Raw genomic sequence first — 23,552 nt, 5'->3', positions numbered from 1 at the left:
CGCCGAGCCCATCATGCTGCACCGGCTCCGAGGGGGAGCGACGTCCTCACCCGCCGGCGGTTCCGTCCTCGTCCCTGCGACGAAGGTCATGTCCAGGCCAGGGCCCCGCCCCGAGCTTCTCGGGGCGGGATCCGGCACTCAGGGCGCGGTGGCGCCGACCTGGTCGCGGATGACGACGTCGAGGTCCGTCGCCGTCAGGCCGAAGGTGCGCGCGGTCTCCGTGGCGTCCATGACGAACGGCGCGTACCACTGGTAGTCCATCTCCGCGACCTCGCGGGCGATCGGGACGACCACGCCGGCGGCGCGCATGACGAAGCGCGGCATCCCGACGAGCCTCAGCGGGGGCTTGCCGGCGGCGGCCGCGGAGCGCTCGGCGAGCTCGCGGACCGTGATCGCCGGCGGGGAGGGGACGTGCCAGGCACGGCCCCACGCCCGGTCCTCCGCGGCCAGCGCCACCAGCGCCCGGGCCATGTCGCGGTTGTAGGTGAAGGTGTGCGGCATGTCGAGGTGGGCGGGCGCCCACGCGGTCTTGCCCCTCTCCAGGGCCGGCCCGAGGACCATGGAGTAGATGCCGACGGCGTCCCTGCCGACGTAGTCCGAGCCCCGGACCTCGAGCGCCCGGACGTCGGCGGCCTGCGCCTGCTCCCACAGCCGCCGGCGCAGGCGGCCCTTGCGCCCGACGGCGCTCATCGGCGTGTGCTCGTCCATCCGCCCGCCCGGCTGCGGCCCGTACGCGTAGAGGCTGCCGGTGAGGGCGAGGACGGCGTCGTTGGCCTGCGCCGCCGCGATGGCCGCCGTCTGCAGGGGCGGCAGCACGCGCTCCCACTCCGTGTACGACGCGGGGTTCGCCGCGTGGTAGATGACCTTCGCGCCGCGCGTCAGCTCGGTGAGACGCGCGGCGTCAGAGGCGTCCGCCGCCACGCGTTGCACGGACGGGTGCTCGGGCCCGGAGCCGCTGCGCGTGACGATCAGGACGCTCTCCCCGCGCTCGGCGAGCAGGCGCGCGACGTTCGTGCCGATCGTTCCGGCCCCGAGGACGACGTGCTCAGCCATGGGTGGATCCCTCGACGGTGCGGGTGAGGTGCTGCTGCATGGTGCCTTCTAACGTCGGTAGAACATCTAACAGCGTTAGACTAGCACGGCGCCCCTGGGCCGCTCGAGGCAGCCCTGCCGACAGACCGCGAGAATCGAGAACGATGCCGAGCAGCACACGACGCGCCCGTGAGCGGGCGGACCTGCGGGACCGGATCCTCGAGACGGCCGTCGGCGTCCTCGAGACGGAGGGCGTGGCGGCGTTGACAATGCGCCGCGTCGCGACCGACATGGAGTACACGGCGCCGGTCATCTACCAGCACTTCGCCAACAAGGACGCGCTGCTACAGGAGATCGTGGCCCACGGGCACCGCGCGATGGCGACCGAGCTGGAGCACGCCCTCGGGCAGGCGGACGTCGACCGGCGCATGCTCGAGTCCGCGGAGGCATACGTGCACTTCGCCGGGGACCACCCGCACCTCTACGCGGTGATGAACGGCACCGCGGTCGGCGGCGAGGAGCGCCGGGCGCTGGCCGAGCCGGCCCACGACCTCCTGCGCGACATGCTGACGGCCTGGTCGGGCCACCACGCCGTGGACCTGGGCGACCTCTCCGACGCCTGCGAGATCGTCTGGGGCACGCTGCACGGCATGGCGTCGCTCGGCGTCCTCGACACCGTCGGCAACGAGCGCGCCCGGCGCTTGGCCGTGCAGGCGCTGAGCGCGATCCTCCACGGCTGGCGCAGCGCCGCCCCCGGGGCGTAGCCCCCCCGCGCGGGCGCCGGGGGGTCGCTCAGGCCGCCAGCGCGGCCTTGATGCGCTCGATGCTCTGGCGCACCGGGGGCAGCGGGTCCAGCCAGTAGCGCGAGGCGATCAGCTCGAAGGAGAGGTAGCCCGTGAAGTCGCCCTCGGCGAACTCCTGCAGGTAGCGCTCCATCGGCAGCTCGCCGTCGCCCCAGGCCAGGTGGCCGTCGGGCGCGCCGTCGACGAAGTGCGCGTGCGCCAGGTCGGCGCCGAAGGCCCTCGTGTAGTCCGCGACGGTCTCCCCCGCCACCGCCATCGCCGGGACGTCGACCGCCGCCTTCATCCCCGGGTGCCCGACCTCGTCGAGCATCCGGCACAGCTGGGCGGAGCTGTTGATGACGTGCGACTCGACGGGCTGCAGCGCCTCGAGCACCGCCGTCACGCCGTGCTCGGCGGCCCGCTCGACGATGCGGCGCAGGGAGTCGGCCGAGCGCTTCCAGATCTCGTCCTGGTCCTCGCCGACGTAGCCCCAGCCCGGGGTCAGGAAGAGCTTGGGGCACTCGAGGCCGTTGCAGGCCTCGACGCACTTGAAGAAGTACTCCACGCTGCGCTCGCGGATGCGGTCCTCGCGCGCCGCGATGTTGATCGGGTACATCACCTGCTCGGGCGTGAAGCACGTGAGGTTCAGCCCGCGCGCGGCGATCGCCGCGCGCACGCGCTCGACGTCGGCCGGCCGGGCGTCCTCGACGTAGAGGTGCGGCGAGACGCCCCACAGCTCGACGTTCTGCACCTCGAGCTCGGCCATGTCGTCGAGCCAACGCTCGAGGGGGAACCGCAGGTAGCTGAAGTTGCTGGCGCTGATCTGCGACGCGTCGAGTCGGGGCATGAGGATCCTCTTCGGGAGACGGCGGCCGGGCGAGGGCCCGGCCGGCCACAGGTCATGTGGTAGCGCTATCAATATCGGCTGCGACCGGCCACCGCAACCGCAGATCCGGCCGCCGCCGCGGCCACCGCCAGGGCGAACGCCGCCGGCGAGCCACCGAGGTCCACCAGCCACCCGGCGAGGCCCACGCCCCCGGCGCCCCCGGCGGCGATCGCGGCCCCGGAGAGGGTGAACGCCTCGGTGATCCCGCCCTGCGGAGCCATCCGGCTCGTCAGGGAGTAGAGGCAGGAGAGGGTCGGCGCCCACGGGAGACCGGAGAGGAACGCGACGGCGAGACCCAGGCCGAGGCTCGGCACGACCGCGAGGGGTGCCGTGAAGAGGGCCGCCAGCGCGAGGAACACGGCATACCGGACCGCCACGGGCGAGCCCCACACCCGGGAGCCGTAGGTCAGGCCCCCCACGAGGCTGCCGAAGCTGCCCAGGCCGAGCAGCAGCCCGGTCGCGGCCGGGGTGTCGAGCTCCTCCGCCAGGCCCGGCAGCCCGACCTCGAGGCCACCCATGGCGAACCCGGCGAGCAGGGCGGTCACGAGCAGCAGACGCATGGCCGGCACCCGCAGGAGCCCTGAGCTCCCCGTGCTCGTGGGCACCCACCGCCGGGAGAACGGCAGGCTCACGAACCACACCGTGCCCACCAGGGTCACGAACGCCATCAGCAGCACGGCGGCGGACGGCGAGAAGACCGTGATGATGCCGCCGGCCACGAGCGGGCCGGTGGTCCAGATGACCTCCTGCACGGTGGCGTCCAGCGCGAAGGCGGCCTCGCGCTCGTCCGGGTCCGTCACGATCTCGGGCCACAGCGCGCGCAGACAGGCCGAGATCGGCGGCAGGACGGCGCCCGCGGCCGCCCCGAGCAGGACCATGCCGGCGATCGGCGCGTCGGCGCGCGCCGCGACGACGAGGCCCACGAGGATCGCGGACTCGAGCACGGCGCACGGCAGCAGCACACGGATCTGCCCCGCGCGATCGACGAGGCGGCCGAGCAGCGGTGCGGCCGCGGCGGTGGCCAGGCCGAAGGCCCCGACGACGACGCCGGCGGGGCCGAACGAGCCCGTCGACTCCCGCACGAGCAGCAGCAGCGCGAGGGTCATCCCCAGCGGCATGCGGCCGAGGAGCGAGCTCCCGACGAGGGCGCCGACCCCTGGTCGGGCCAGCGTGCGGACGGCACTCACGGACACGGCGCGCGCTCCGGCATGATGGATGGGCGATGACGTCGACTGATAGCGCTACCATACCCGCCATGGACGAGCGGCACGCAGCAGGTCCCGTGGTCGTCGCGGGCGAGGCGCTCGTCGACCTCGTGCTCGGCCCGGACGACGCGCTGGACGCCCACCCCGGTGGGGGCCCGTTCAACGCCGCCCGCGCCGCCGCCCGCCTCGGGGCGCCCGCCGCGTACCTGGGCCGGCTCTCCTCCGACCGCTTCGGCCGCCGGCTGCAGAGCGCCCTCCTGGCCGACGGCGTGGACCTCTCCACCGCGGTGCTCACGGACGATCCGACGACGCTCGCGCTCGCCGACGTCGGAAGCGACGGCGCGGCCCGCTACGGGTTCTACGTCGACAGCACCTCGGCCGCGGGCTTGACGCCGGCCGAGGCCGCGTCCGTCCTGCCCGACCGGGTCGCGGCGCTCTGCGTCGGCACGCTCGGCCTGGTGCTTCAGCCCGTCGCGGACACCCTCGAGGGCCTCGTCGCCGGTGCGGCCGACGACACGCTCGTCCTGCTGGACCCGAACTGCCGGCCCTCCGCGATCCCCGACGAGCCCGCGTACCGCGCGCGGCTGGAGCGGGTGCTGCGCCGCGCCGACGTCGTGAAGGCCAGCGACGACGACCTGGCCTGGCTGCGACCGGGTCTCTCCCCCGCCGACGCGATGCGCGACCTGCTCCGGGACCGCTCCGACGCCGTCGGACTCGTGACCCTGGGCGGTGACGGCGCGCTCGTCGTCGCGGGCGGGCAGACGCTGGCCGTCGAGGCGCCGCGCGTCGAGGTCGTCGACACCATCGGCGCGGGCGACGCGTTCCTCGGGGGCTTCGTCGCCTGGTGGCACGAGCGCGGCCTGGGCCGGGAAGGGCTGGGCCGGACGGACCTCGTCGTCGAGGCCGCGACCTTCGCCTGCCTCGTGGCCGCCCGCACCTGCACGCGGCCGGGCGCCGACCCGCCGCGCCGCAGCGAGCTCTAGCGGGCTCGTCCCGCCCACCTCCGCGCCGGCGCAGCGGGCCCGGGCGCGACGCTGAACGTTCGGGTCCGTCCTCAGCGTCCGGAGGGCACCGCCGGGCACAGCGCGGGATCGCGCAACTCGCGCGCGACGTCCGGGACGCCAATCCGCACCCGCGCCAGGCCCTCCGCCCCCACCCAGGGCACCGCGCTCCCCTCCACGCCCACCGCAGCCGTCGCCCACGCGAGCGCCCAGCGCAGGGGGTCGGCGCCGTCCGGCGCCGCCACGTACCCGGCCAGCAGCGCGTCGCCCGCGCCCACGGTGCTGCGGACGACGGGGGCCTCGGCCTCGGCGTGCCGTGCGCCTTCGGCGTCCACGAGCAGCGCGCCGTCCGGTCCGAGGCTGACGAGCACGGTGCGCGCTCCCCGCGCCAGGAGCGCCCGGGCTCCGGCGACCGCGTCGCCGACGGTCAGGACCGGCGCGTCGACCGCCTCGGCGAGCTCGTCGACGTTCGGCTTGACGACGTCCGGACGGCCCTCGAGCCCGGCCGCGAGGGCCGCGCCGGAGCTGTCCAGGGCGAAGCGGGCGCCCGCGTCGCGGGAGACCTCGGCGGCCGCGGCGTAGAGCGCCGGGTCGGCACCCGGCGGCAGGCTGCCCGCGCCGACGACCCAGGCGGCACCGTCGGCGGCGGCCCGCCCGACGGCGTCGAGCAGGGCTGCGTTCTCGTCCGCCGACAGCGCGGGTCCGGGGCCGTTGATCTTCGTCGTGGTGCCGTCCGCCTCGACGAGCGAGACGTTGGCGCGCACGGCGCCGGCCACGGGCACGCCGACGTGCGCGACGCCGGCCGCACGGAGCCGGGCGGCGATCTCCTCCCCCGCCGCCCCGCCGACGGGCAGCACCGCGACGGAGCGGACCCCGTTGGCGGCCAGCGCGCGGGTCACGTTCACGCCCTTGCCGCTGGGCTCCTCGTTCTCGCGCCGCGCGCGGTGCACGTGCCCGCGCTCGAGCCGGTCGAGGTGCACCGTGCGGTCCAGGCTGGGGTTCGGGGTCAGCGTGACGATCACGCGACCTCGACCTCCACGCCCGCGTCGCGCAGGGCCCGCAGGTCGTCCTCCGGCATGCCGGCGTCCGTCACGAACAGGTCCACGTCGTCCAGGCTGCCGTGGCGGCAGAGCCGCTCGGCGCCCAGCTTCGTGTGGTCCGCGAGCAGGATCCGGTGGCGGGCGGCGGCGAGCATGAGCGCCTTCGCCTCGGCCTCCTCCGGGTCGGGCGTGGTGAGGCCGCGGGCGAGCGAGACGCCGTTCGTCCCCGCGAAGAGCACGTCGACGTGCAGGTCCCGCAGCACCCGGCCGGCCCACGGGCCGACGGCCGCGGACGTCGGGGCGCGCAGGCGCCCGCCGATGAGGTGGACCTCGAGCTGCGGCTTCTCGAGCAGGAGCGCGGCGATCGGGAGCGCGTTCGTGAAGACGACGAGGCCGGCGCGGTCGGGGAACTGCTCCGCCAGGTGCGCCGTGGTCGACCCCGCGTCGACGAGCACCGAGCCCGTCGCCGGCAGGTGTCGCAGCGCCGCGCGGGCGATCCTCCGCTTCTCCGCCTCGTGGCTCACGCGGGCCGAGACGGCCGGCTCGGCCGCCGTGCCGTCGGCGGGCACCGCCCCACCGTGGACGCGCGCCAGACGCCCCTCCCGCTCGAGCGCGACGAGGTCGCGGCGGACGGTCTCGCCCGTGACGCCCAGGCGCTGCGCCAGCTCGGCCGCGCCGACCCGGCCGGAGCCGCGCAGCTCGTCGAGGATGAGCTGCCGGCGTTCCGCCGAGAACGGGGCGCGCACACCCTCCGCCCTAGAGGCCATCGGGATCCTCCGGGAACTCGTGGCGGTCGCCGTAGACGCCGGCGGCCAGGCCGGCCAGCAGCGCGGCGCCGCGGGCGCCGGGCTCGCCGCCGGCGCGCAGCGTCACGGCCCCGAGCGTCTCGCGCTTCGCCCGGCGGACGGTCGCGCTACGGGCCCAGCCGCCCGTGACCACCACGCGCCGCGCCCCGCCCACCTCCTCCGCGATCGCGTCGTGCAGGCGGCGCGCCTCGGCCGCGGCGGCCGCGACCGCCCCCCGCCACAGGTCCGCGGGCTCCGCCTCGAGGGCGCCGGGGCCCGCGTCGATCTCGAGGCCGCCGTCCTCCGCGGCACGCACCCGCGGGACGGGAAGGTCGGCGCGCTCCTCGGCGACCGCGTCGAGCGCCGCGACGCCGTCGGGACCGATCCCGAGGTGCGCGAGGACGCGCCCCATCAGCAGGCCGCCCTGCGTCCCCCCGAGGACGCACCAGGCGTCGGCGGCGGCGTGCCAGCCCACCGTGGTACCTGCGGCGACGAGCCGCGCCACGGCGGCAGCCGGCAGGTGCGGCTCGATCGTGCGGATCAGCGCCTCGGCGGTGCCGCACGAGTCGAGCTCGTCGCCCGGGCCGGCGGCGCCCACGCCGACGGCGGCGGCCTGGTGGTCGTGGCCCGCGACGGTGAGGATCGCCCCGGCCAGAGGCCCGCAGCCGCCCGCGTCGGTGACGACGCCCAGCGGCGACCCGGCCGGGACGACCGAGGGCAGCAGCCCCTCCGCGGCGCCGGACCACGCGAGCGCCTCGGGCCACCAGGCGCGGCCCGGCAGGTCGAGCCAGCCCGTGCGCGACGCCAAGGACTGCTCCGCGCACTCGTCGCCGCCCAGGGCCCGGACGATCCACTCGGCCACCCCGAGCCGCCGGACGGCGCGGCCCGTCGCCTCGTCGTGGTCGACGGCCCAGCGGTGCTTCGTCAGGCTCCACTGCGGCAAGAGGGGCAGGCCCGTGCGGGTGGAGAACCGCGCACCGCCGAGGTCGTCGGCGAGCTGCGCCACCTCGGCCACGTCTCGGCGGTCGTGCCACGCGACCACCGGGGCCACCGGCCGCCCGTCCCGGTCCAGGAGCACCCCGGACTCCCCCATGCTGGCGACGCCGATCGCGGCGGCGTGCGTCGTGCCGGCGGTGCGGACCGCGTCCTCGACGGCGCCGCGCACCGCCGCCAGCAGCTCCAGCGCGTCGAGCTCAGCTCCCGTCGGCACGACGGTCCACGGCGTCGGGCGACGGCCGGCGCCGCGCTGCCGGCCGGTCTCGTCGATCGCGACGGCCTTGACGGACGTCGTCCCGACGTCCAGGCCCAGGAGGACGCCGCTCATCGGGCGTCCGGCTCTCTGCGGGGTTGCTGCGGTGCGATCGTGTGGATACTGTTGCGAATCGTTGGGTTTGTCAAGGTCACGAGGAGCGCATGCCCGCAGTCCACATCCGTGAGGTCCTGAGGTCGGCGCGCGCCGATCGCCGGGGCGTCGCGGCCTTCAACGTCATCACGCTGGAGCACGCCGAGGCGATCGTCGCCGGGGCGGAAGCCGCCGGCCGCCCGGTGATCCTGCAGCTGAGCGAGAACGCCGTGCGGTTCCACGGCGGCGCGCTGGCCCCGATCGCGGCGGCGATGGCCGCCGTCGCCCAGGGCGCCGCGGTGCCCGCCGCGCTGCACCTGGACCACGTCGAGGATCCCGCGCTGCTGCGCGCCGCGGCGACGGCGGGGTTCTCCTCCGTCATGTTCGACGCCTCCTGCGCGGCGGACGAGGACAACGTCGCCGCCACGCACGACGCGGCCACGTGGGCGCACGGCAACGGGCTGTGGCTCGAGGGCGAGCTCGGCGCCGTCGGCGGGAAGGACGGTGTGCACGCGCCCGGTCCCGGCACCGACCCCGCCGCGGCCGCCGTCTACGTCGCGCGCACCGGCGTCGACACCCTCGCGGTCGCCGTCGGCAGCTCGCACAAGATGACGGAGCGCTCCGCCCGCCTCGACCACGGGCGCATCGCGGCGCTGCGGGAGTCCGTCGACGTGCCGCTCGTGCTCCACGGCTCCTCCGGCGTCCCGGAGGACGAGCTGGAGCGCGCCGTCGCGGCGGGGATCTGCAAGGTCAACGTCGGCACGCTGTTGAACGTCGCGATGACCGGCGCCGTCCGCGCGGCGCTCGCCGCGGACCCCGATCTGGTGGACCCGCGGCCGTACCTGGCCGCCGGCCGCGACGCGATGGCCGCAGCGGCCGAGCGGACGGCGCGAGCGCTCGCGGGCCCGGGCGCCTGAGCGGACCCGGCCGCGCCGGGCCGCGCCGGGCCGCGCCGCGAGGGCCCCGACGCCTGAGACCGCGGCCGCGCGGTGCCGCGCAGTGCCGCGCAGTGCAGTGCGGTGCAGCGCCAGGCGCGTTGGGCCGCGCCGTGCTCAGCCCTGGCGGGCGTAGAGGTCGTCGAGCAGCGCCCCGCGGTCGCCGAGCACGTAGCGCTCGTCGAGGTGCCGCTCGATCTCCTCGCGGGGCGCGCCGTCGAGCATCAGGTTCAGGGCGACCATGCGGGCACCGGCCTCGTCCGTGCTGCGTTCGGTGGGCGGCGGAGCGACGGTGTCGTCGTCGGGCGCCGGCGCCGGGGCCGGGGGCTCGGGCGGGAAGACCGCTGCGGCTTGGGCCGCCGTGGGACCAGACGGGTCCGCTCCGACGTCGGGCAGCGGCACCGCCTGGGCGCCGTCCGTGGCCGCGGCGACGACCTCCGGCGGTACGGGCAGGGGCGTCGGGACGGGCTCGGGCGGGCCGGGCGCGTACTCCGGGGCGGCCGGCGGCGCGGAGGCGTCGGACGGCCCGGCGGCGGTCGCGCCGCCGGCGGTCGGGGCGGCGCCGACGGACGCTCCGGCCGATGAGGCCGTGGCCCCGCCGGAGCCCGAGCCGAGCCCGCCGATCTCGGCGACCTGGCCGCGGAGCGCGGCGAGGTCGGTGCCGATGCTCGTGGCCGTGGTGCGCAGGTGGGCGAGCAGCGCGCCGACCTCGGACTCCAGGGCGGTCACGCGGCTGAGCATGGAGGCGGTGGCCTCCTGCACGGCGGCGACGTGCTGCGAGGCCTCGGCCGTCGCGGACTCGCGCGTGTGGCGGGCGTCGCGCTCGGCGGCCTCGCGGGTGGCGTCCGTCTGCTCCCGGGCCTGACGCTCGATCTCAGCCGCGGTCGACTCCGCCGCCTGCACGATGCTGCGCACCTGCTCCGAGGCGTTGCTCGCGAGGGACGCCGCCGACGGGGCGACGGCTGCCTCGGCGCGCGCCTGCAGCTCCTCGACCTCGCGCGCGATCTGGGCCAGGTGCCCGTCCACCGCGACGGTCTCGTAGCCCCGTCGCGAGATGGGGAAGTCGCGCTTCTCGATGGTCTGACGGTCCAGTGACACTCGCTCGGGTCCTCTCTGCGCGGGCGGAGGATGCCGACCCGGCCGAGCCGCAATCTAGCGGAGAACCGGCTGCATACCGCCGATTCGCGGACGTTCCTTAACCGGGCGGCGATCCCGCCAGCGCGGGCCCGTCGTCGGTCCGCAGCAGCAGGCCGTCGCGGACGAGCCCGTCGATGGCCCGCTCGAGCCGCTCCGGGGCGATCCCCTCGGGCAGCGCCTCGTCCCGGGCCAGCGCCGCCACGACGCGGCCGCGGACGAAGCGGTCCGTGTCCTCGAACCGGGTCCGCGTGCCGCGCGCCGCGCGCGGCGGGACGACGACCCGGTGCGCCGAGCGGCACCACGCCGAGGCCGGGCAGGCGGGGCAGTCGGCGACGCGTGCCCGGCAGACGGTGGCACCGAGCTCCATCGCCGCCTGATTCCAGGTCGCGGCGCGCTCGTCGTCGGGCAGCAGCTCCTGCGGCGTCCCGAGGCCGAGCCGCTGCGCGATCCGGACGACGTTCGTGTCGACGGCCGCGACCCGCTCGCCCCACGCGAAGGACGCGACCGCCGCGGCGGTGTAGGGGCCGATGCCCGGGAGCGTCCGCAGCCCGGCCGCGGTGCCCGGCCAGCCGTCGCGGGCCACCACCCGGCAGGCCTCCTGCAGCCGCACGGCGCGGGAGTTGTAGCCCAGCCCCACCCACGCGGCGAGCACCTCGCGCCGGTCCGCGGCGGCGAGCGCCTCGACCGTCGGCCAGGTGTCGATCCACGCCTCGAACCGCGGTTGCACCCGCGACACCTGCGTCTGCTGGAGCATCACCTCGGAGACGAGGATCGCGTAGGGGTCCTCCGTGCGCCGCCAGGGCAGATCCCGCGCGACCTCCCCGTACCAGCGCAGGACGGCGTCGCGCGCGGCGTCGCGGTCGACGGGAGACGGGTCGGCCGGCGGCGGGTCGGCCGGCGGCGGACCGACGGGCAGCGCACCCGCCGGAACCGGCACCCTCGGGACGGCGCCCGTCTCCCCCGTCACCGTGCGAGCCCCGCCAGCCGGCTCGCCGCCTCGTCGATGACGGCCTCGCGCTTCGGGAACGCGAAGCGCACCAGGGTGCGAGCCAGCTCGGGGTCGTCGCAGAACACGGACACCGGCACGCCGACCACCCCGGCGCGCTCCGGCAGGGCCAGGCAGAAGGCGTGGCCGTCGGCCTCGCCGATCGAGGCGACGTCCACGACCGCGAAGTACCCCGCCGCCGGCACGAACGTCGTGAGCCCGGCCGACTCGAGCCCCGCGCAGAGCCGGTCGCGCTTGGCCCGCAGCGTGTCGCGGGTGGCCGCGTACGTCCCGTCGGACAGGCCGAGCGCGAGGGCCACCGCCTGCTGCAGCGGGCCGTGGCCGGAGAAGGTGAGGAACTGCTTCGCGGTCGCGGCGGCCGCGACGAGGTCGGGCGGACCCGTGACCCACCCGACCTTCCAGCCCGTCAGGGCGAACGTCTTGCCGACGGAGGAGACGGTCAGGGTGCGCTCGGCCATCCCCTCCAGCGTGTGCAGCGGCACGTGCTCGCCGTCGTAGACGAGGTGCTCGTAGACGTCGTCGCAGACGGCCACGAGGTCGTGCTCGCGACAGATCCGGGCGAGGGCTTCGAGCGTCTCGCGCCCGAGCACCGTGCCCGTCGGGTTGTGCGGCGAGTTCAGCAGCAGGACTCGCGCGCGCCCGCCCGAGGCGACGACCGCGGCCTCGACCTCGTCAGGATCCAGCGCGAAGTGCGGCGGACGGACCCCGACGGTGCGGCGCGTGGCGCCGGCCATCGCGACGATCGCGGCGTAGGAGTCGTAGTACGGCTCGACGAGGATCACCTCGTCGCCGGGGTCCAGCAACCCGAGCAGCGACGCGGCGATGCCCTCCGTCGCCCCGACGGTGACCTGCACCTGCGTCTCGGGGTCGAGCGTGGTGCCGTGGAAGCGGGCCGCGTGCGCGGCGATCGCCTCGCACAGCACGGGCAGGCCCCGAGCCGGGGCGTACTGGTTGGGGCCGGCCAGGAGGGCGTCGGCCGCGGCGCGCCGGATCTCGACCGGACCGTCCTCGTCCGGGAACCCCTGGCCCAGGTTGATCGCGCCGGTGCGGGCGGCCAGCGCGGTCATCTCGGCGAAGATCGTCGTCCCGAACGGACGCAGGCGCGCGGCGGTGGCGTGCGGCATCGAGCCAGCGTAGGCGCTGGGCCGGCGCACGCGTCGGTTCGGGACCTCGCCCGGACCGTGGGGCGGGCCCGCCTCAGGCGGCGGGGCGCGGCTCGCCGAGGCCCTCGGGTGACAGCACGCCGGCGGGCGCGCCGACCGTGTGGTCACCGAGCTCCGTCCGGACGACGGGCAGGGCGATCAGCTCGGCGCGCACCGTCTCGTCGGCGGCGTGGATGACCTCGAGCTGCGGGGCGGCGGGGAAACGACGGTCGTACGGCACGGGATGATCCTCGGGACGGGGGAACGGGGCGTGGGTTCCATCCTCGCGGCGCCGCGTTGGGCCGGCCTGACGGAAACCGAAGGAGTTCTGAAAGACGGGCTCGTCGGCGGCTGAGGCGGGTGGGGGCCGGGCGCGGCGCGCGGACGACGCGACGCGCATCGTGGCCGGGCGGCGCCCAGTCCATGGACCGTACGCCGACCGGCCCCGCGCGCCAAGAGGCTTCACGGGATGGTCACCGGGTGGCCGCGCGGGCCGAGAGTCCTAGTCGGCCGGCGCGCCGTCCACCGGCGCCGGCGTGCCCGCGGCGACGTCGCGGCGCTCGATCTCCTGGCGCAGCTCGCGCAGCTCGTCGCGCAGGGCGGCGGCGTGCTCGAAGCGCAGGTCCTCGGCCGCGGCGAGCATCTCCTCCTCCAGCGCGATGAACCGCTTGTTCAGCTCCTCCGTGGTGAGCTTGTCGGTCTCCTCCGCCTTCTTGCGGCGGCGCTTGCCCTTCGGCAGCTTGGACTCGCCCTGCAGGAACTCGCCGATGTCGGAGACGCCCTTGGCGATCGTCGTCGGCGTGATGCCGTGCTCCTCGTTGTAGGCGAGCTGGATCTCGCGGCGGCGGTTCGTCTCCGAGATCGCGTGCTTCATCGCATCCGAGTGCTTGTCCGCGTACATCACGACGCGGCCCTCCGTGTTGCGGGCGGCGCGGCCGATCGTCTGGATCAGGGCTGTGGAGCCGCGGAGGAAGCCCTCCTTGTCGGCGTCGAGGATCGCGACGAGCGTGACCTCGGGCAGGTCGAGGCCCTCGCGCAGCAGGTTGACGCCGACGAGCGCGTCGAACTCGCCCAGGCGCAGCTCGCGGATGATCTGGATCCGCTCGAGCGTGTCGACGTCGGAGTGCAGGTAGCGGACCTTGAACCCGTTCTCGAGCAGGTACGTCGTCAGGTCCTCCGCCATCTTCTTCGTCAGCGTGGTGACCAGCGTCCGCTCGTCGCGGTCGACGCGCTTGCGGATCTCGTTCATGAGGTCGTCGGCCTGCCCCATGGACGGGCGCACCTCGATCTCCGGGTCGACGATGCCCGTCGGGCGCACGATCTGCTCGACGATCGTCTTGGACCGCGCCTCCTCGAACTTGCCCGGGGTGGCCGACACGAGCACCATCTGGGGGGTGATCGAGAGGAACTCGTCGAACGTCTGCGGGCGGTTGCCCATGGCGCTCGGCAGCCGGAAGCCGTAGTCGACCAGCGTCTGCTTGCGGGAGCGGTCCCCCTCGTACATGCCGCCGATCTGCGGCACGGTCTGGTGCGACTCGTCCAGGAAGCAGACGAAGTCGTCCGGGAAGTAGTCCAGCAGGCAGTAGGGGCGCTCGCCGGGCTTGCGGCCGTCCGTGATCTGGGAGTAGTTCTCGATGCCGTTGCAGAAGCCCATCTCCCGCAGCATCTCCATGTCGTAGCGGGTGCGCTGCTGCAGGCGGTGGCTCTCGAGCTCCTTGCCCTCGGACTCGAGGACCTTCACGCGGTCCTCGAGCTCGCGGCCGATCTCGTCGACGACCCGCTCCATCTGGCCCTCGGGCGTCGTGTAGTGGGACGCGGGCCAAATCGCGACGTGCTCCAGGTCGTCCTCGAGCAGCTCGCCCGTTAGCGTGTCGAGGTGCTGCAGGCGCTCGACCTCGTCGCCGAACAGCGTCACGCGGAACGCGGTCTCGGCGTAGGCCGGGAAGATCTCGATCGTCTCGCCGCGGGCGCGGAACGTGCCGCGGGCGAGCGCCGTGTCGTTGCGCTGGTACTGGATGTGGACGAGCTTGGCCAGGAGCTCGTCGCGGTCGATCGTGTCGCCGCGCTTGAGCACGATGAGGTTGCGGTCGTACGTGTCCGGCGAGCCGAGACCGTAGATCGCGGAGACGGACGCGACGATGACGACGTCGCGGCGGGCGAAGAGCGCGGCGGTCGCGGCGTGGCGCAGCCGGTCGATCTCCTCGTTGATCGCCGAGTCCTTCTCGATGTAGAGGTCCTTCGACGGGACGTACGCCTCGGGCTGGTAGTAGTCGTAGTACGAGACGAAGTACTCGACGGCGTTCTGCGGGAAGAACGTGCGGAACTCGTTGCAGAGCTGCGCGGCCAGGGTCTTGTTGTGCGCCATGACGAGCGCGGGCCGCTGGAGGCGCTCGATCGTCGAGGCCATCGTCATGGTCTTGCCGGTGCCGGTGGCGCCGAGCAGGGTGGTGAACGGTGAGCCGGACTCGACGCTCTTCACGATCGCGTCGATCGCCTTGGGCTGGTCGGCCTTCGGCGTCCATCCGGGGGCGAGCTTGAACGCAGGCATCGTCGTCCAGCGTACCGCGACCCGAACCCCGCCCGACGAACACGCGTTCGAACGCGGACGACCCGTGTCCGCGGGGTGTTCGGGATACGCTCGGGCCATGGCCACGATCGACCACCTGGACCTCGTCGTCACCGACCTCGAGCGCTCCCTGGGCTTCTACCGGGCCCTCCTGCGCCCGCTGGGCTACACCCGGCAGAGCGAGATCGTCGGGGAGCGCGGCGAGCGGGTCGTGTACCTCGGGACGGAGCGCCGGACGGGGTCCGTGAGCCTGCGCCAGGCGCAGTCCGACGCCCACCCGGTGCCCTACGACCGCTACGCCGTGGGCCTGCACCACCTCGCGTTCCGCGCCCCGAGCCGTGCCGTCGTCGACGAGGTCGCCGCCTGGCTGCTCGAGAGCGACGCGACGGTCGAGAACATGCCCCAGGAATGGCCCTACGGCCCCGGCTACTACGCCTGCTTCTTCCACGACCCCGACGGCATCAAGCTCGAGCTCGTGCACGAGCCGTCCGAGGTCGAGCTCATGGAGCGGGTCGACGCCCTGCAGCGTCGGATCGCAGAGCTCGAGGGCCGCGCCGGCTGAGCACGGGCGCGCGGGCGTCCCGGGCCCCGCCGCCGTACCCTTGGTCGCCCGCGATGGCCGTCGAGATCGATCCGAACTTCCCCTACGGCCTGGACCGGCCGCGGCAGGCCCGCGGCGCGGCCGGGCTCGGCATGGCGCTCGGCGTCGCCACCCTGATCGTCGCGATCCTCCCCGGCGCCCTCTACGGCCCCCGCGGCCTCCTGGTGCTCGTCCTGCTGCTCTCGTGCCTGGTGACGTTCATCGTCGCGGCCGGGCTCTTCCGCACCTCGGCGTCGAAGAAGGTGCAGGCCGCCGATCGCCTGCTGGACGGCCTCGACCTGCGGGGCGACGAGCAGGCGCTCGACCTGGGCTGCGGCAACGGCCTGCTCTGCGCCGGACTCGCCGTGCGCCTGCCCCGCGGGCACGTGACGGGGGTCGACGCGTGGGTCGAGCACCAACTCCTGCCGACGGGCCGCGCGATCGCCAAGCGCACCCTCACCCTCGCCGGCGTGAAGGGCGTGACCGTCCTCACCGGGTCCGTCCGCGAGCTGCCCCTCGGCGACGACGCCGTCGACCTCGCGGTGTCGCGCGACACCCTGTCGCTGCTGCCCTCGGGCGCCGCGCGGGCGGAGGCCGTCGCCGAGCTCGCGCGCGTCGTCCGCCCCGGCGGCCGCGTCGCGCTGCTCGAGCCCTTCGGCACCGCCGCCCTCGCACGCAGCCTGGCCGAGGCCGGGTTCACCGTCGTGGAGCGCTCGGGCCGCTGGTGGTCCGTGATGCCGCCGCACCGCCTGGTGACGGCACAGCGCCCACCCGACGCCGCCTGAGCGACACCGGACCGGGCCCGGCGCCCGGCTAGGACGGGCGGGGGGACCCGCGCTCGGAGAGCCGGCAGACGAGCACGACCTGGTCGCGGTCGTCGCCCGGCGCCACCCGGATCGCCCCGGGGATCCGCGCGACCTCGTGGTAGCCCGCGCGGCCGTAGAAGGACTCGAGCCCCTCTCCCCCGCGGACCGTCAGGTGCAGCATCTCGAGGCCGGCATCCTCGGCCATGTCGCCGATCCCGTCCAGGAGGACGGCGCCGAGCCGCGCGCCCTGGTGGTCGGGGTGGACCTGCACCCGCAGCACCCACCGCCAGTGCTCCGAGAGCAGACGGTCGTTCGTCGCGACGAACGCGAAGCCGGCGACGTCGTCAGGCCACGCCGGGGGCGGTCCGCCGCCGGGCGCCGCCGCGGCGCGGACCACCACGAGCCAGTCGCGCCCCTCGTGGACCCGGCGGAGCGCCGCGTCGAGCGCCGGCGCGACGTCCTCCTGAGCGACGGGCGGCACGAAGCCCACCCAGCCACCGGTGTTGCTCACGTCGGTCCAGATCCGGAGCAGACGGGCCCGCAGCGCCGCGTCGACGGGCGCGATCCGCTCGACCCGCGCGCCGCCGAAGGCCGGCCGGACCGCAGCGTCGCCCCGCGTCGCGTCCCCCGCGGGCCGCTGTCCCGGGCCGCGGCTCACCGGCCGCGCTCCCGCGTCGGGAGGCTCACAGCCCGAGCTCCCGCGGGTAGGCGCGGCGGTAGTCCTCGCGGGCCGCAAGGACCTTCTCGACGTAGTGCCGGGTCTCCGGGAAGGTGATCGTGGAGAGCGTGACCCGCTTGCCCTCGGCCGCGGCCGAGGCGCGCCACCGCTTGGCGTTCTCGGGCCCGGCGTTGTAGCCGGCCACGGCGAGGAAGACGTTGCCGTCGAAGCGCTGCAGCATGTCGCGCAGCCGCCACGTGCCGTAGCGGATGTTCACGTCGGCGGTGTGCAGATCGCCGATCTGGAACGCGTTCGCGCCGGACTCGCGGGCGATGTCGCGCGCGGTGTCGGGCGTGACCTGCATGAGCCCCATCGCCCCGGCGGAGGACTCCTGGTTGTCGCGGAACCGCGACTCGGCGTAGATGACGCCCGCCACGAGCGCCGGGTCGAGCCCCTTCTCCCGGGCCTGCTGCCGGATGATGTCCTCGTGCCGCAGGGGCAGCGCGATCTCGTCGACCGCGTGTTCCACGTGGGGCCGACCCACGGCGTAGGCCAACGCCCCGATCCCTACGACGACGAGGACGAGCACCGCCAGTCGACGCAGGCCGGTCGACCGGTCGGGGCCCCGAGCGGGCCGCCGGGCGCCGCCGCCCCGGGAGCCGCTGGCGGGCCGGCGGGGCCCCGAGGGCGCACGGCCGCCGCCGCGGGCCGACGCCGGCCGCGGCGGACGAGAGGGACCGGAGCTCACGAGGGGCGGCGGGCGAGGTCGTCGAGGACGCCGGCGAGCCGCTCCTCGAGCTGGTCGATCGTGCCGTCGTTGACGACGGTGTAGGTGGCCCGCGCGGACTTCTCCTCCTGGGAGAGGTGCCGCGAGTTGCGCGCGTCGACGCCGTGGTGGCCGCGCTCCTCGGCCCGGCCCTGCCGCAGCGTCTCGGGCGCCACGACGGCGATCGTCGCGTCGTAGCCCGCCTCGAGACCCGCCTCGAACAGCAGCGGGGTCTCGACGACCGCCGCCGGCGGGATCGGGTCGGCCGCGTCGGCCGCCTGGCGGAAGGCGATCACCGCGGCGCCCACGCGAGGCCAGACGGTGCCCTCGAGCCACTTGCGCTCCTCGGGGTCGGCGAAGGCGTGCTTCGCCACGACCGCGCGGTCGACCACACCCCCCGGAGCGACCTCCGCGCCCCACCGGGCCACGACGAGGTCCCGCAGCTCGTCCCCCGTGTACAGCTCGTGGACGACGGCGTCCGTGGAGAGCGTGCGAGCACCGAGCCGCGACAGGGCGGCGAGGGCGGTCGACTTGCCGGCGGCCAGGCCACCGGTCAGCCCTACGAACGGAACAGGCATCGACCCAGACGGTACCCGACCCCGCCGACGGTCGACCCGGCGCCCGGTTCGCAGCAGAGCGCGCGGGTGGTGCATCACGCGCGGGCGGATTCGGACGCCCGCCGCGCGGCAGGCTCCTTCGCGTCGCGATCCGACGCGTGATCCGCCCCGGAACGACCACGGCCCGCCGAATGGCGGGCCGTGGAACGGTGCTCGGACCGGGCGCGCAGGGCGCCCGGAGACGGATCAGGCGTCGGCCTGACCGTCCTCGTCCGTGGCGGCCGGGGCGTCGTCGGCCTCGGCTGCGGGGGCCTCGTCGGCCTCGGCGGCCGGGGCGTCATCAGCCTCGGCAGCCGGGGCGTCATCAGCCTCGGCAGCCGGGGCGTCATCGGCCTCGGCAGCCGGGGCCTCGTCGCCCTCGGCGGCCGGGGCGTCAGCCGACTCGTCCGGGACGGCGGAGTCGTCCGGGGACGCGGTCTCGTCGACCTCGTCCTCGAGCGGCGCCGGGGCCTGGCTGAAGCCCTCGTCGGCCGAGGTGTAGGCCGTCTCGTCGCCACCGGAGGTGTGCGCGAGCTCGTCGCCGGAGTCCGCAGACGCCTCGCGACGCGGCAGGACCTGACCCTCGACGCGCTTCACCGACAGCGAGAGGCGGCGGCGATCGTCGTCGATCTCGAGGATCTTGACCTTGACGTCGTCGCCCGGGTGCACGACCTCGCGCGGGGACTCGACGTGGTGCGAGGCCAGCTCCGAGATGTGGACCAGGCCCTCGACGCCCTCCATGATCTCCACGAAGGCACCGAAGGTGACGACCTTGGTGACCGTGCCCTCGAGCTCGTCGCCCACGTTGTACGTGTCGACGACCCGCTGCCACGGGTCCTCCTGCGTCTGCTTGAGACCCAGGGAGATGCGCTGGCGGTCGCGGTCGATGTCGAGCACCTTGACCTGCACGACGTCACCGATCGAGACGACCTCGCTCGGGTGGTTGACGTGCGTCCACGACAGCTCGCTGATGTGGATGAGGCCGTCGATGCCGTTGAGGTCGACGAACGCGCCGAAGTCGACGATGTTCGAGATCTGACCCTCGACCACGACGCCGGGCTGCAGGACGTCCAGGATGGCCTGGCGCTGCTCCTTGCGCTCCTCTTCCAGCACGGCGCGGCGCGACAGCACCACGTTGTTGCGCTGGCGGTTGAGCTCGATGACCTTGCACTCGATGATCGTGTGCAGGTACTCGTCGAGGTTCGGGACGCGGCGGATGTCGACCAGGGAGGCCGGCAGGAAGCCACGGACGCCCAGGTCGATGATGAGGCCGCCCTTGACGACCTCGATGACCGTGCCCTCGACGGGCTCGCCCGTCTCCTGCGCCGCCTCGATGCGCTTCCACGCGCGCTCGTAGCGGGCCTGCTTGCGGCTGACCTTGAGGCGACCCTCGTCGTCCTCCTTGATCATGACGAGGACTTCGACTTCCTCGCCCAGCTCGACCTCGTCGTACGGGTCGGCGTTCCTGCGGATCGACAGCTCCTGCTGCGGGATCACGCCTTCGGACTTGTAGCCGACGTCGACCCAGACCTCGTCCGGGTCGATGCGGACAACACGTCCGGTGATTACGTCACCTTCGGCAAAGCCGGGGAAGGTGGCGTCGTAGTTGGGGACAATTTTCCCGTCGACTTCGAGGAGGAGGCCGTCAGAGCCTTCAACCACGTTCGCCGCGGGGATCTCGGTGGTGGACATGAACCGGGGAGAATAGCGCGGCGGGTGGGGTGCAGGGGCCGCGGGTCGGGCGAGCACCCGGGGGCGTCCACCGGGACACGTGATGGTACGCCGCGCCCCGTCCCCGCCGCCTCCACCCCCGCCGCTACGATCCGCGGCCGATGCCGACCCGAGCGACGAAGCGCGGCGACGAGCGGACGCCGCTGGACCTCGACTGCGACGTGTTGATCTGCGGCGCGAGCTTCGCCGGGCTGACGGTGGCGCGGGGGCTCGCCGGGTCGCCGTCGCGGCCGCGCGTCGTGGTCGTCGACCGCTACGAGATCGGCGAGCGGCAGACGTCGGCGTGCGCGGTGCCGCTGCCCTGGCTCGAGCTGCTGGACCTGACGGACGCCGTGCGCCAGACGTTCCGCCGGATCGTCGCCCACACCGCCACGCGGACGTTCTCGTGGGCGCTCCCCGAGCCGTTCGCCACGTTCGACTACCGCCACCTGTGCGAGCTGCTCGCCGCGCAGGGCGACTTCACGTTCGAGACGGCCAAGGTCGAGAGCCGCGGCCCCGCGCCGCGGCCCGGAGAGCCGATCGAGGTCACGACGGACCGCGGGCCGATCCGCGCGCCCCTCGTCGTCGACGCGCTCGGCTGGCGCCGGGTGCTCGCGCCCGCGTCCGAGGCGACGATCCAGCCGCCCGAGGCCCACCTCTCGCGGGGCCTCGAGGTCCACCCCGAGGGCACGTCGGGCGAGCTGGCGCTGTACCTGAACCCGCGGTACGTGCCCGACGGGTACGCCTGGTCGTTCCCCGCCGGCGACGAGGTGCGGGTCGGCGTCGGGTCCTTCGACCCCCACGAGCACGTGAAGGAGCCGACGGTCCGCCTGGCCGACGACCTCGGCCGCCCGACGGACGGGTTCCAGGGCAACTGGATCCCGCACCGCTTGCGCCCGGCGACGGGCGACGGCGTCTTCTTCGTCGGCGACAGCGCCGGCCACTGCCTGCCGCTGACGGCGGAGGGGATCCGGCCGGCGTTCCACTTCGGGCTCGTGCTCGGTCGCGAGCTGCGCCACGTCGTCGAGGGCCGGCAGACCCGCGAGCAGGCGCTGGGCCGCTACGCGTCCCTCTCCGCCCAGAAGCACCCCGCGTACCGGTGGCTCCTGCGGCTGCAGCGGCTCGTGGGGCGCTTGATCCCGCACCGCCGCACGCTGGACGCGGCCCTCGGGGCGGCCTCGCCGTTCTCGATCAGCACGCGCGCGTGGGGTGCGTACCTGCGGACGCTCTCGACGTCAGCGTGGGGCGCTGCGCCGTCCGCCGCGACCCCGGGGCGCCGGGTCGCCGCGCGCCCGGCGCCGGCCCCGTCCGCGAGGTCGTGACCCGGTCCGTCGATTCCCCTCCCGACGGCCGGGGGATCGACCCGCCCCGCCCCCACGGACCCCTCCGGGGCGTCTGCCACGATTCGGCCGGAGACGGCGCATCCCGCGCCGCGAGCGAGGAGCGCATGACCGAGGTACGCAACGATCCCGCCCAGCACCGGTACGAGGTGATCGAGGACGGCGAGCTCGCCGGCTTCGCCGCGTACCAGGAGGTCGCGGGCAGCCGGATCGTGTTCACCCACACCGAGGTGGACCCGAAGTTCGAGGGCCGGGGCCTGGGCACCGTCCTGGTGAAGGGCGCGCTGGACGACGCGCGCGACCGCGAGCAGCTGATCGTGCCGATCTGCCCGTTCGTCGCGAAGTACGTGCACCGCCACCCGGAGTACGTGCCGTTCCTCGACGAGCGGATCCGCAAGGCGTTCGAGTGAGCGACCCGGTCGATCCGACGACCGCCCCGGCCGACGAGCGGGCACCGTCGCCCGACGTCGCCCGAGCCACGGAGCCCACGCCCGTCGACGCGCCCGCGGCCCCGCCCGCCGGGGTGCGCCGGTACACGCGCGACGGCGCGGCGGTGACCTACGAGGTCGCCCTCTGCCGCCACGCCGGCGAGTGCGTCCGCGGCCTGCCCGCGGTGTTCGACACCGCGCGGCGTCCGTGGATCCGGCCGCAGAACGCGTCGATCGACGACCTCGAACGCGTGATCGCCCTGTGTCCCACCCGGGCGCTGAAGTTCGAGCGCGATCCCGGGATCCGGGCGCCCGCGGCGACCGCCTGACGCGGCGCCCGGCGCTGGTCCTCAGCCCTCGACCCGCACGGCCTCCGCCGCCGCGACCGCGTGGCGGCGGGCCTCGGCCACGTCGGCCCCGCGCGCCAGCGCCACGCCGAGGCGCCGCCCGGGGCGCGACTCGGGCTTGCCGAACAGGCGCAGCTCCACGCTCGGGTCGACCGCCAGGGCGTCGCCCACGCCGGCGAAGGCGGGCGCGTCGAGGTCGCGGTGGCCCAGCACCACCGCGCTCGCCGACGGGCCGAGCAGCGGCACGTAGCCGGCGCCGTCCGTCGGCACCGGCAGGCCCAGGATCGCCCGGACGTGGAGCGCGAACTCCGACAGCCGCTGGCTGGCCATCGTGACCATGCCCGTGTCGTGCGGGCGGGGCGAGACCTCGGAGAACAGGACCTCGTCGCCGCGCACGAACAGCTCGACGCCGAACAGGCCGTGGCCGCCGAGGCCGTCCGTGACGGCGCGGGCGATCTCCTCGGCGCGCGCGGCCGCGGCCTCGGACATCGGCTGGGGCTGCCACGACTCGCGGTAGTCGCCGTCCTCCTGCGTGTGGCCGATCGGCGCGCAGAACGCCGTGCCGCCGGCGTGGCGGACGGTCAGGAGCGTGATCTCGTAGTCGAAGGCCACGAAGCCCTCGCAGATCACGTCGGAGGCCCCCGTGCGTCCGGACTCCTGCGCGTACGCCCAGGCGCCGTCGGCGTCCTCGGGGCTGCGGACGACGGACTGACCCTTGCCGCTCGACGACATGACGGGCTTGACGACGCAGGGCACGAACCGGTCGGGCGACGCGGCGAACCCGAGCTCACGCACCGCCGCGCGCAGCTCCTCGGCGGAGGAACAGAAGCGGTAGGGCGAGGTCGGCAGGCCGAGCTCCTCCGCGGCCAGGCGGCGGATGCCGGCGCGGTCCATCGTCAACCGCGCGGCGCGGGCGGTGGGGACGACGTGGACGCCCTCCGCCTCGAGCTCCTCCAGCACCGGGGTGGCGATCGCCTCGATCTCGGGGACCACGAGCATCCGCGCGTGGGGCCGAGCGCGCTCGTCGCGCAGCAGCTCGCGCAGCGCGTCCGGGTCCGTCATCGCGATGGTGCGCGAGCGGTGGGCGACCTGCATCGCCGGGGCGCCCTCGTAGCGGTCGACGGCGACGACCTCGCACCCCAGCCGCATCGCCTCGATCGCGACCTCACGCCCCAGCTCGCCCGAGCCGAGCAGCACCAGGCGGACCGCACCCGGGGTGCCCGGCGTGCCGAAGGCGGTGGTCGTGGTCGGGCTGGAGGCGTCGGTCATCGCGACCATTGTCCCAAGGCGTGGCTCGCGGCACCCGGGCACGACGCTGCAAGTCCGCTTGCAGGACCCCTCCGGCGCTTGGCGAACCCGTACGGCTGCCCTAGCGTCGTCCTGTCGCCCGACCCCGGTCGGTCGACTCCGCTCGCCGCCGCATGCCGCCCGGCGCGAGCAGCGCTCCCCCGCGCACGACAAC

General features: G+C 75.1%; 24 protein-coding genes. 8 read left to right on the top strand and 16 right to left on the bottom strand.

The window, feature by feature from the left end; genetic code table 11:
- Positions 1-138 precede the first annotated feature (138 nt).
- Positions 139-1,053, bottom strand: coding sequence for an NAD-dependent epimerase/dehydratase family protein (locus F593_RS0106155; RefSeq protein WP_022927884.1), 915 nt, complete (start codon positions 1,051-1,053; stop codon positions 139-141).
- 143 nt (positions 1,054-1,196) lie between these two features.
- On the opposite strand from F593_RS0106155, the gene F593_RS0106150 reads away from it, so the two are divergent.
- Positions 1,197-1,796, top strand: a complete 600-nt coding sequence (locus tag F593_RS0106150) for a TetR/AcrR family transcriptional regulator (RefSeq protein ID WP_022927883.1) — start codon at positions 1,197-1,199, stop codon at positions 1,794-1,796.
- 28 nt (positions 1,797-1,824) lie between these two features.
- On the opposite strand, the gene F593_RS0106145 is transcribed toward F593_RS0106150, so the two are convergent.
- Together F593_RS0106145 and F593_RS22865 are read right to left on the bottom strand one after the other, a co-directional pair.
- A complete protein-coding gene (locus tag F593_RS0106145) occupies positions 1,825-2,661 on the bottom strand; it encodes a sugar phosphate isomerase/epimerase family protein (protein WP_022927882.1) in 837 nt (278 codons plus the stop codon).
- A gap of 68 nt (positions 2,662-2,729) precedes the next feature.
- The gene (locus F593_RS22865) at positions 2,730-3,893 is read right to left on the bottom strand and encodes an MFS transporter (RefSeq protein ID WP_022927881.1); all 1,164 of its coding nucleotides are present in this window, start codon (positions 3,891-3,893) and stop codon (positions 2,730-2,732) included.
- Between the two features lie 62 nt (positions 3,894-3,955).
- Between F593_RS22865 and F593_RS0106135 the strand changes: the two genes are divergently transcribed.
- The gene (locus tag F593_RS0106135; RefSeq protein ID WP_022927880.1) at positions 3,956-4,888 is read left to right on the top strand and encodes a carbohydrate kinase family protein; all 933 of its coding nucleotides are present in this window, start codon (positions 3,956-3,958) and stop codon (positions 4,886-4,888) included.
- Between the two features lie 71 nt (positions 4,889-4,959).
- On the opposite strand, the gene F593_RS0106130 is transcribed toward F593_RS0106135, so the two are convergent.
- From F593_RS0106130 to F593_RS22860, 3 genes are read right to left on the bottom strand one after another with little or no spacing between them, the layout of a single operon-like run.
- A complete protein-coding gene (locus F593_RS0106130) occupies positions 4,960-5,928 on the bottom strand; it encodes a 1-phosphofructokinase family hexose kinase (protein ID WP_022927879.1) in 969 nt (322 codons plus the stop codon).
- Complete coding sequence (locus tag F593_RS0106125; protein ID WP_028721478.1) at positions 5,925-6,713, bottom strand: DeoR/GlpR family DNA-binding transcription regulator; 789 nt, start codon at positions 6,711-6,713, stop codon at positions 5,925-5,927. The genes F593_RS0106130 and F593_RS0106125 overlap by 4 nt, the downstream gene beginning before the upstream one ends.
- A complete protein-coding gene (locus F593_RS22860) occupies positions 6,703-8,055 on the bottom strand; it encodes an FGGY-family carbohydrate kinase (RefSeq protein WP_022927877.1) in 1,353 nt (450 codons plus the stop codon). Before F593_RS22860 ends, F593_RS0106125 begins: the two co-directional genes overlap by 11 nt.
- 89 nt (positions 8,056-8,144) lie before the next feature.
- Here F593_RS22860 and F593_RS0106115 point away from each other — a divergent pair, with 89 nt between their 5' ends.
- On the top strand, positions 8,145-8,990 hold the full coding sequence (locus F593_RS0106115; RefSeq protein ID WP_022927876.1) for a class II fructose-bisphosphate aldolase: 846 nt from the start codon (positions 8,145-8,147) through the stop codon (positions 8,988-8,990).
- Positions 8,991-9,125: 135 nt separating this feature from the next.
- On the opposite strand, the gene F593_RS0106110 is transcribed toward F593_RS0106115, so the two are convergent.
- The 5 genes from F593_RS0106110 to uvrB all read right to left on the bottom strand — a co-directional run bounded on the left by F593_RS0106110 (position 9,126) and on the right by uvrB (position 14,841).
- On the bottom strand, positions 9,126-10,106 hold the full coding sequence (locus F593_RS0106110) for a DivIVA domain-containing protein (protein WP_022927875.1): 981 nt from the start codon (positions 10,104-10,106) through the stop codon (positions 9,126-9,128).
- Positions 10,107-10,203: 97 nt separating this feature from the next.
- Positions 10,204-11,082 (bottom strand): HhH-GPD family protein, encoded by an 879-nt coding sequence (locus F593_RS0106105; protein WP_022927874.1) that lies wholly within the window; start codon positions 11,080-11,082, stop codon positions 10,204-10,206.
- Between the two features lie 26 nt (positions 11,083-11,108).
- Positions 11,109-12,275: an aminotransferase class I/II-fold pyridoxal phosphate-dependent enzyme gene (locus tag F593_RS0106100; protein ID WP_022927873.1), complete on the bottom strand. Its 1,167-nt coding sequence runs from the start codon at positions 12,273-12,275 to the stop codon at positions 11,109-11,111.
- Between the two features lie 73 nt (positions 12,276-12,348).
- A complete protein-coding gene (locus tag F593_RS0106095; RefSeq protein WP_022927872.1) occupies positions 12,349-12,534 on the bottom strand; it encodes a hypothetical protein in 186 nt (61 codons plus the stop codon).
- 261 nt (positions 12,535-12,795) lie between these two features.
- On the bottom strand, positions 12,796-14,841 hold the full coding sequence (gene uvrB / locus F593_RS22855; protein WP_022927871.1) for an excinuclease ABC subunit UvrB: 2,046 nt from the start codon (positions 14,839-14,841) through the stop codon (positions 12,796-12,798).
- A 97-nt stretch (positions 14,842-14,938) separates the two neighbouring features.
- On the opposite strand from uvrB, the gene F593_RS22850 reads away from it, so the two are divergent.
- Positions 14,939-15,421, top strand: coding sequence for a VOC family protein (locus F593_RS22850; RefSeq protein ID WP_022927870.1), 483 nt, complete (start codon positions 14,939-14,941; stop codon positions 15,419-15,421).
- Positions 15,422-15,474: 53 nt separating this feature from the next.
- Positions 15,475-16,224: a class I SAM-dependent methyltransferase gene (locus F593_RS22845; protein ID WP_022927869.1), complete on the top strand. Its 750-nt coding sequence runs from the start codon at positions 15,475-15,477 to the stop codon at positions 16,222-16,224.
- 28 nt (positions 16,225-16,252) lie between these two features.
- On the opposite strand, the gene F593_RS22840 is transcribed toward F593_RS22845, so the two are convergent.
- The 4 genes from F593_RS22840 to rpsA form a co-directional block, all read right to left on the bottom strand.
- The gene (locus F593_RS22840; RefSeq protein ID WP_022927868.1) at positions 16,253-16,903 is read right to left on the bottom strand and encodes a GNAT family N-acetyltransferase; all 651 of its coding nucleotides are present in this window, start codon (positions 16,901-16,903) and stop codon (positions 16,253-16,255) included.
- A gap of 25 nt (positions 16,904-16,928) precedes the next feature.
- Complete coding sequence (locus F593_RS0106070; protein ID WP_022927867.1) at positions 16,929-17,492, bottom strand: lytic transglycosylase domain-containing protein; 564 nt, start codon at positions 17,490-17,492, stop codon at positions 16,929-16,931.
- Positions 17,493-17,647: 155 nt separating this feature from the next.
- Complete coding sequence (coaE, locus tag F593_RS22835) at positions 17,648-18,247, bottom strand: dephospho-CoA kinase (protein WP_022927866.1); 600 nt, start codon at positions 18,245-18,247, stop codon at positions 17,648-17,650.
- A 225-nt stretch (positions 18,248-18,472) separates the two neighbouring features.
- Positions 18,473-19,957: a 30S ribosomal protein S1 gene (rpsA, locus tag F593_RS0106060; protein WP_022927865.1), complete on the bottom strand. Its 1,485-nt coding sequence runs from the start codon at positions 19,955-19,957 to the stop codon at positions 18,473-18,475.
- Between the two features lie 140 nt (positions 19,958-20,097).
- On the opposite strand from rpsA, the gene F593_RS22830 reads away from it, so the two are divergent.
- The 3 genes from F593_RS22830 (at position 20,098) to F593_RS22825 (ending at position 22,072) form a co-directional block, all read left to right on the top strand.
- Positions 20,098-21,297: an NAD(P)/FAD-dependent oxidoreductase gene (locus F593_RS22830; RefSeq protein WP_022927864.1), complete on the top strand. Its 1,200-nt coding sequence runs from the start codon at positions 20,098-20,100 to the stop codon at positions 21,295-21,297.
- A 125-nt stretch (positions 21,298-21,422) separates the two neighbouring features.
- Positions 21,423-21,725 (top strand): GNAT family N-acetyltransferase, encoded by a 303-nt coding sequence (locus tag F593_RS0106050; protein ID WP_028721475.1) that lies wholly within the window; start codon positions 21,423-21,425, stop codon positions 21,723-21,725.
- Positions 21,722-22,072, top strand: coding sequence for a (4Fe-4S)-binding protein (locus F593_RS22825; RefSeq protein WP_022927862.1), 351 nt, complete (start codon positions 21,722-21,724; stop codon positions 22,070-22,072). The genes F593_RS0106050 and F593_RS22825 overlap by 4 nt, the downstream gene beginning before the upstream one ends.
- 21 nt (positions 22,073-22,093) lie before the next feature.
- Here F593_RS22825 and purT read toward each other — a convergent pair whose 3' ends face one another.
- Positions 22,094-23,359 carry a formate-dependent phosphoribosylglycinamide formyltransferase gene (gene purT / locus F593_RS0106040; protein WP_028721474.1) on the bottom strand — a complete coding sequence of 422 codons (1,266 nt, stop codon included), beginning with the start codon at positions 23,357-23,359 and terminating at the stop codon, positions 22,094-22,096.
- Positions 23,360-23,552: the final 193 nt, after the last annotated feature.

This window comes from Patulibacter americanus DSM 16676 (assembly GCF_000420025.1).
In the GTDB taxonomy this organism is placed as follows: domain Bacteria; phylum Actinomycetota; class Thermoleophilia; order Solirubrobacterales; family Solirubrobacteraceae; genus Patulibacter; species Patulibacter americanus.
This window is presented reverse-complemented; position numbering and strand designations above follow the sequence as displayed.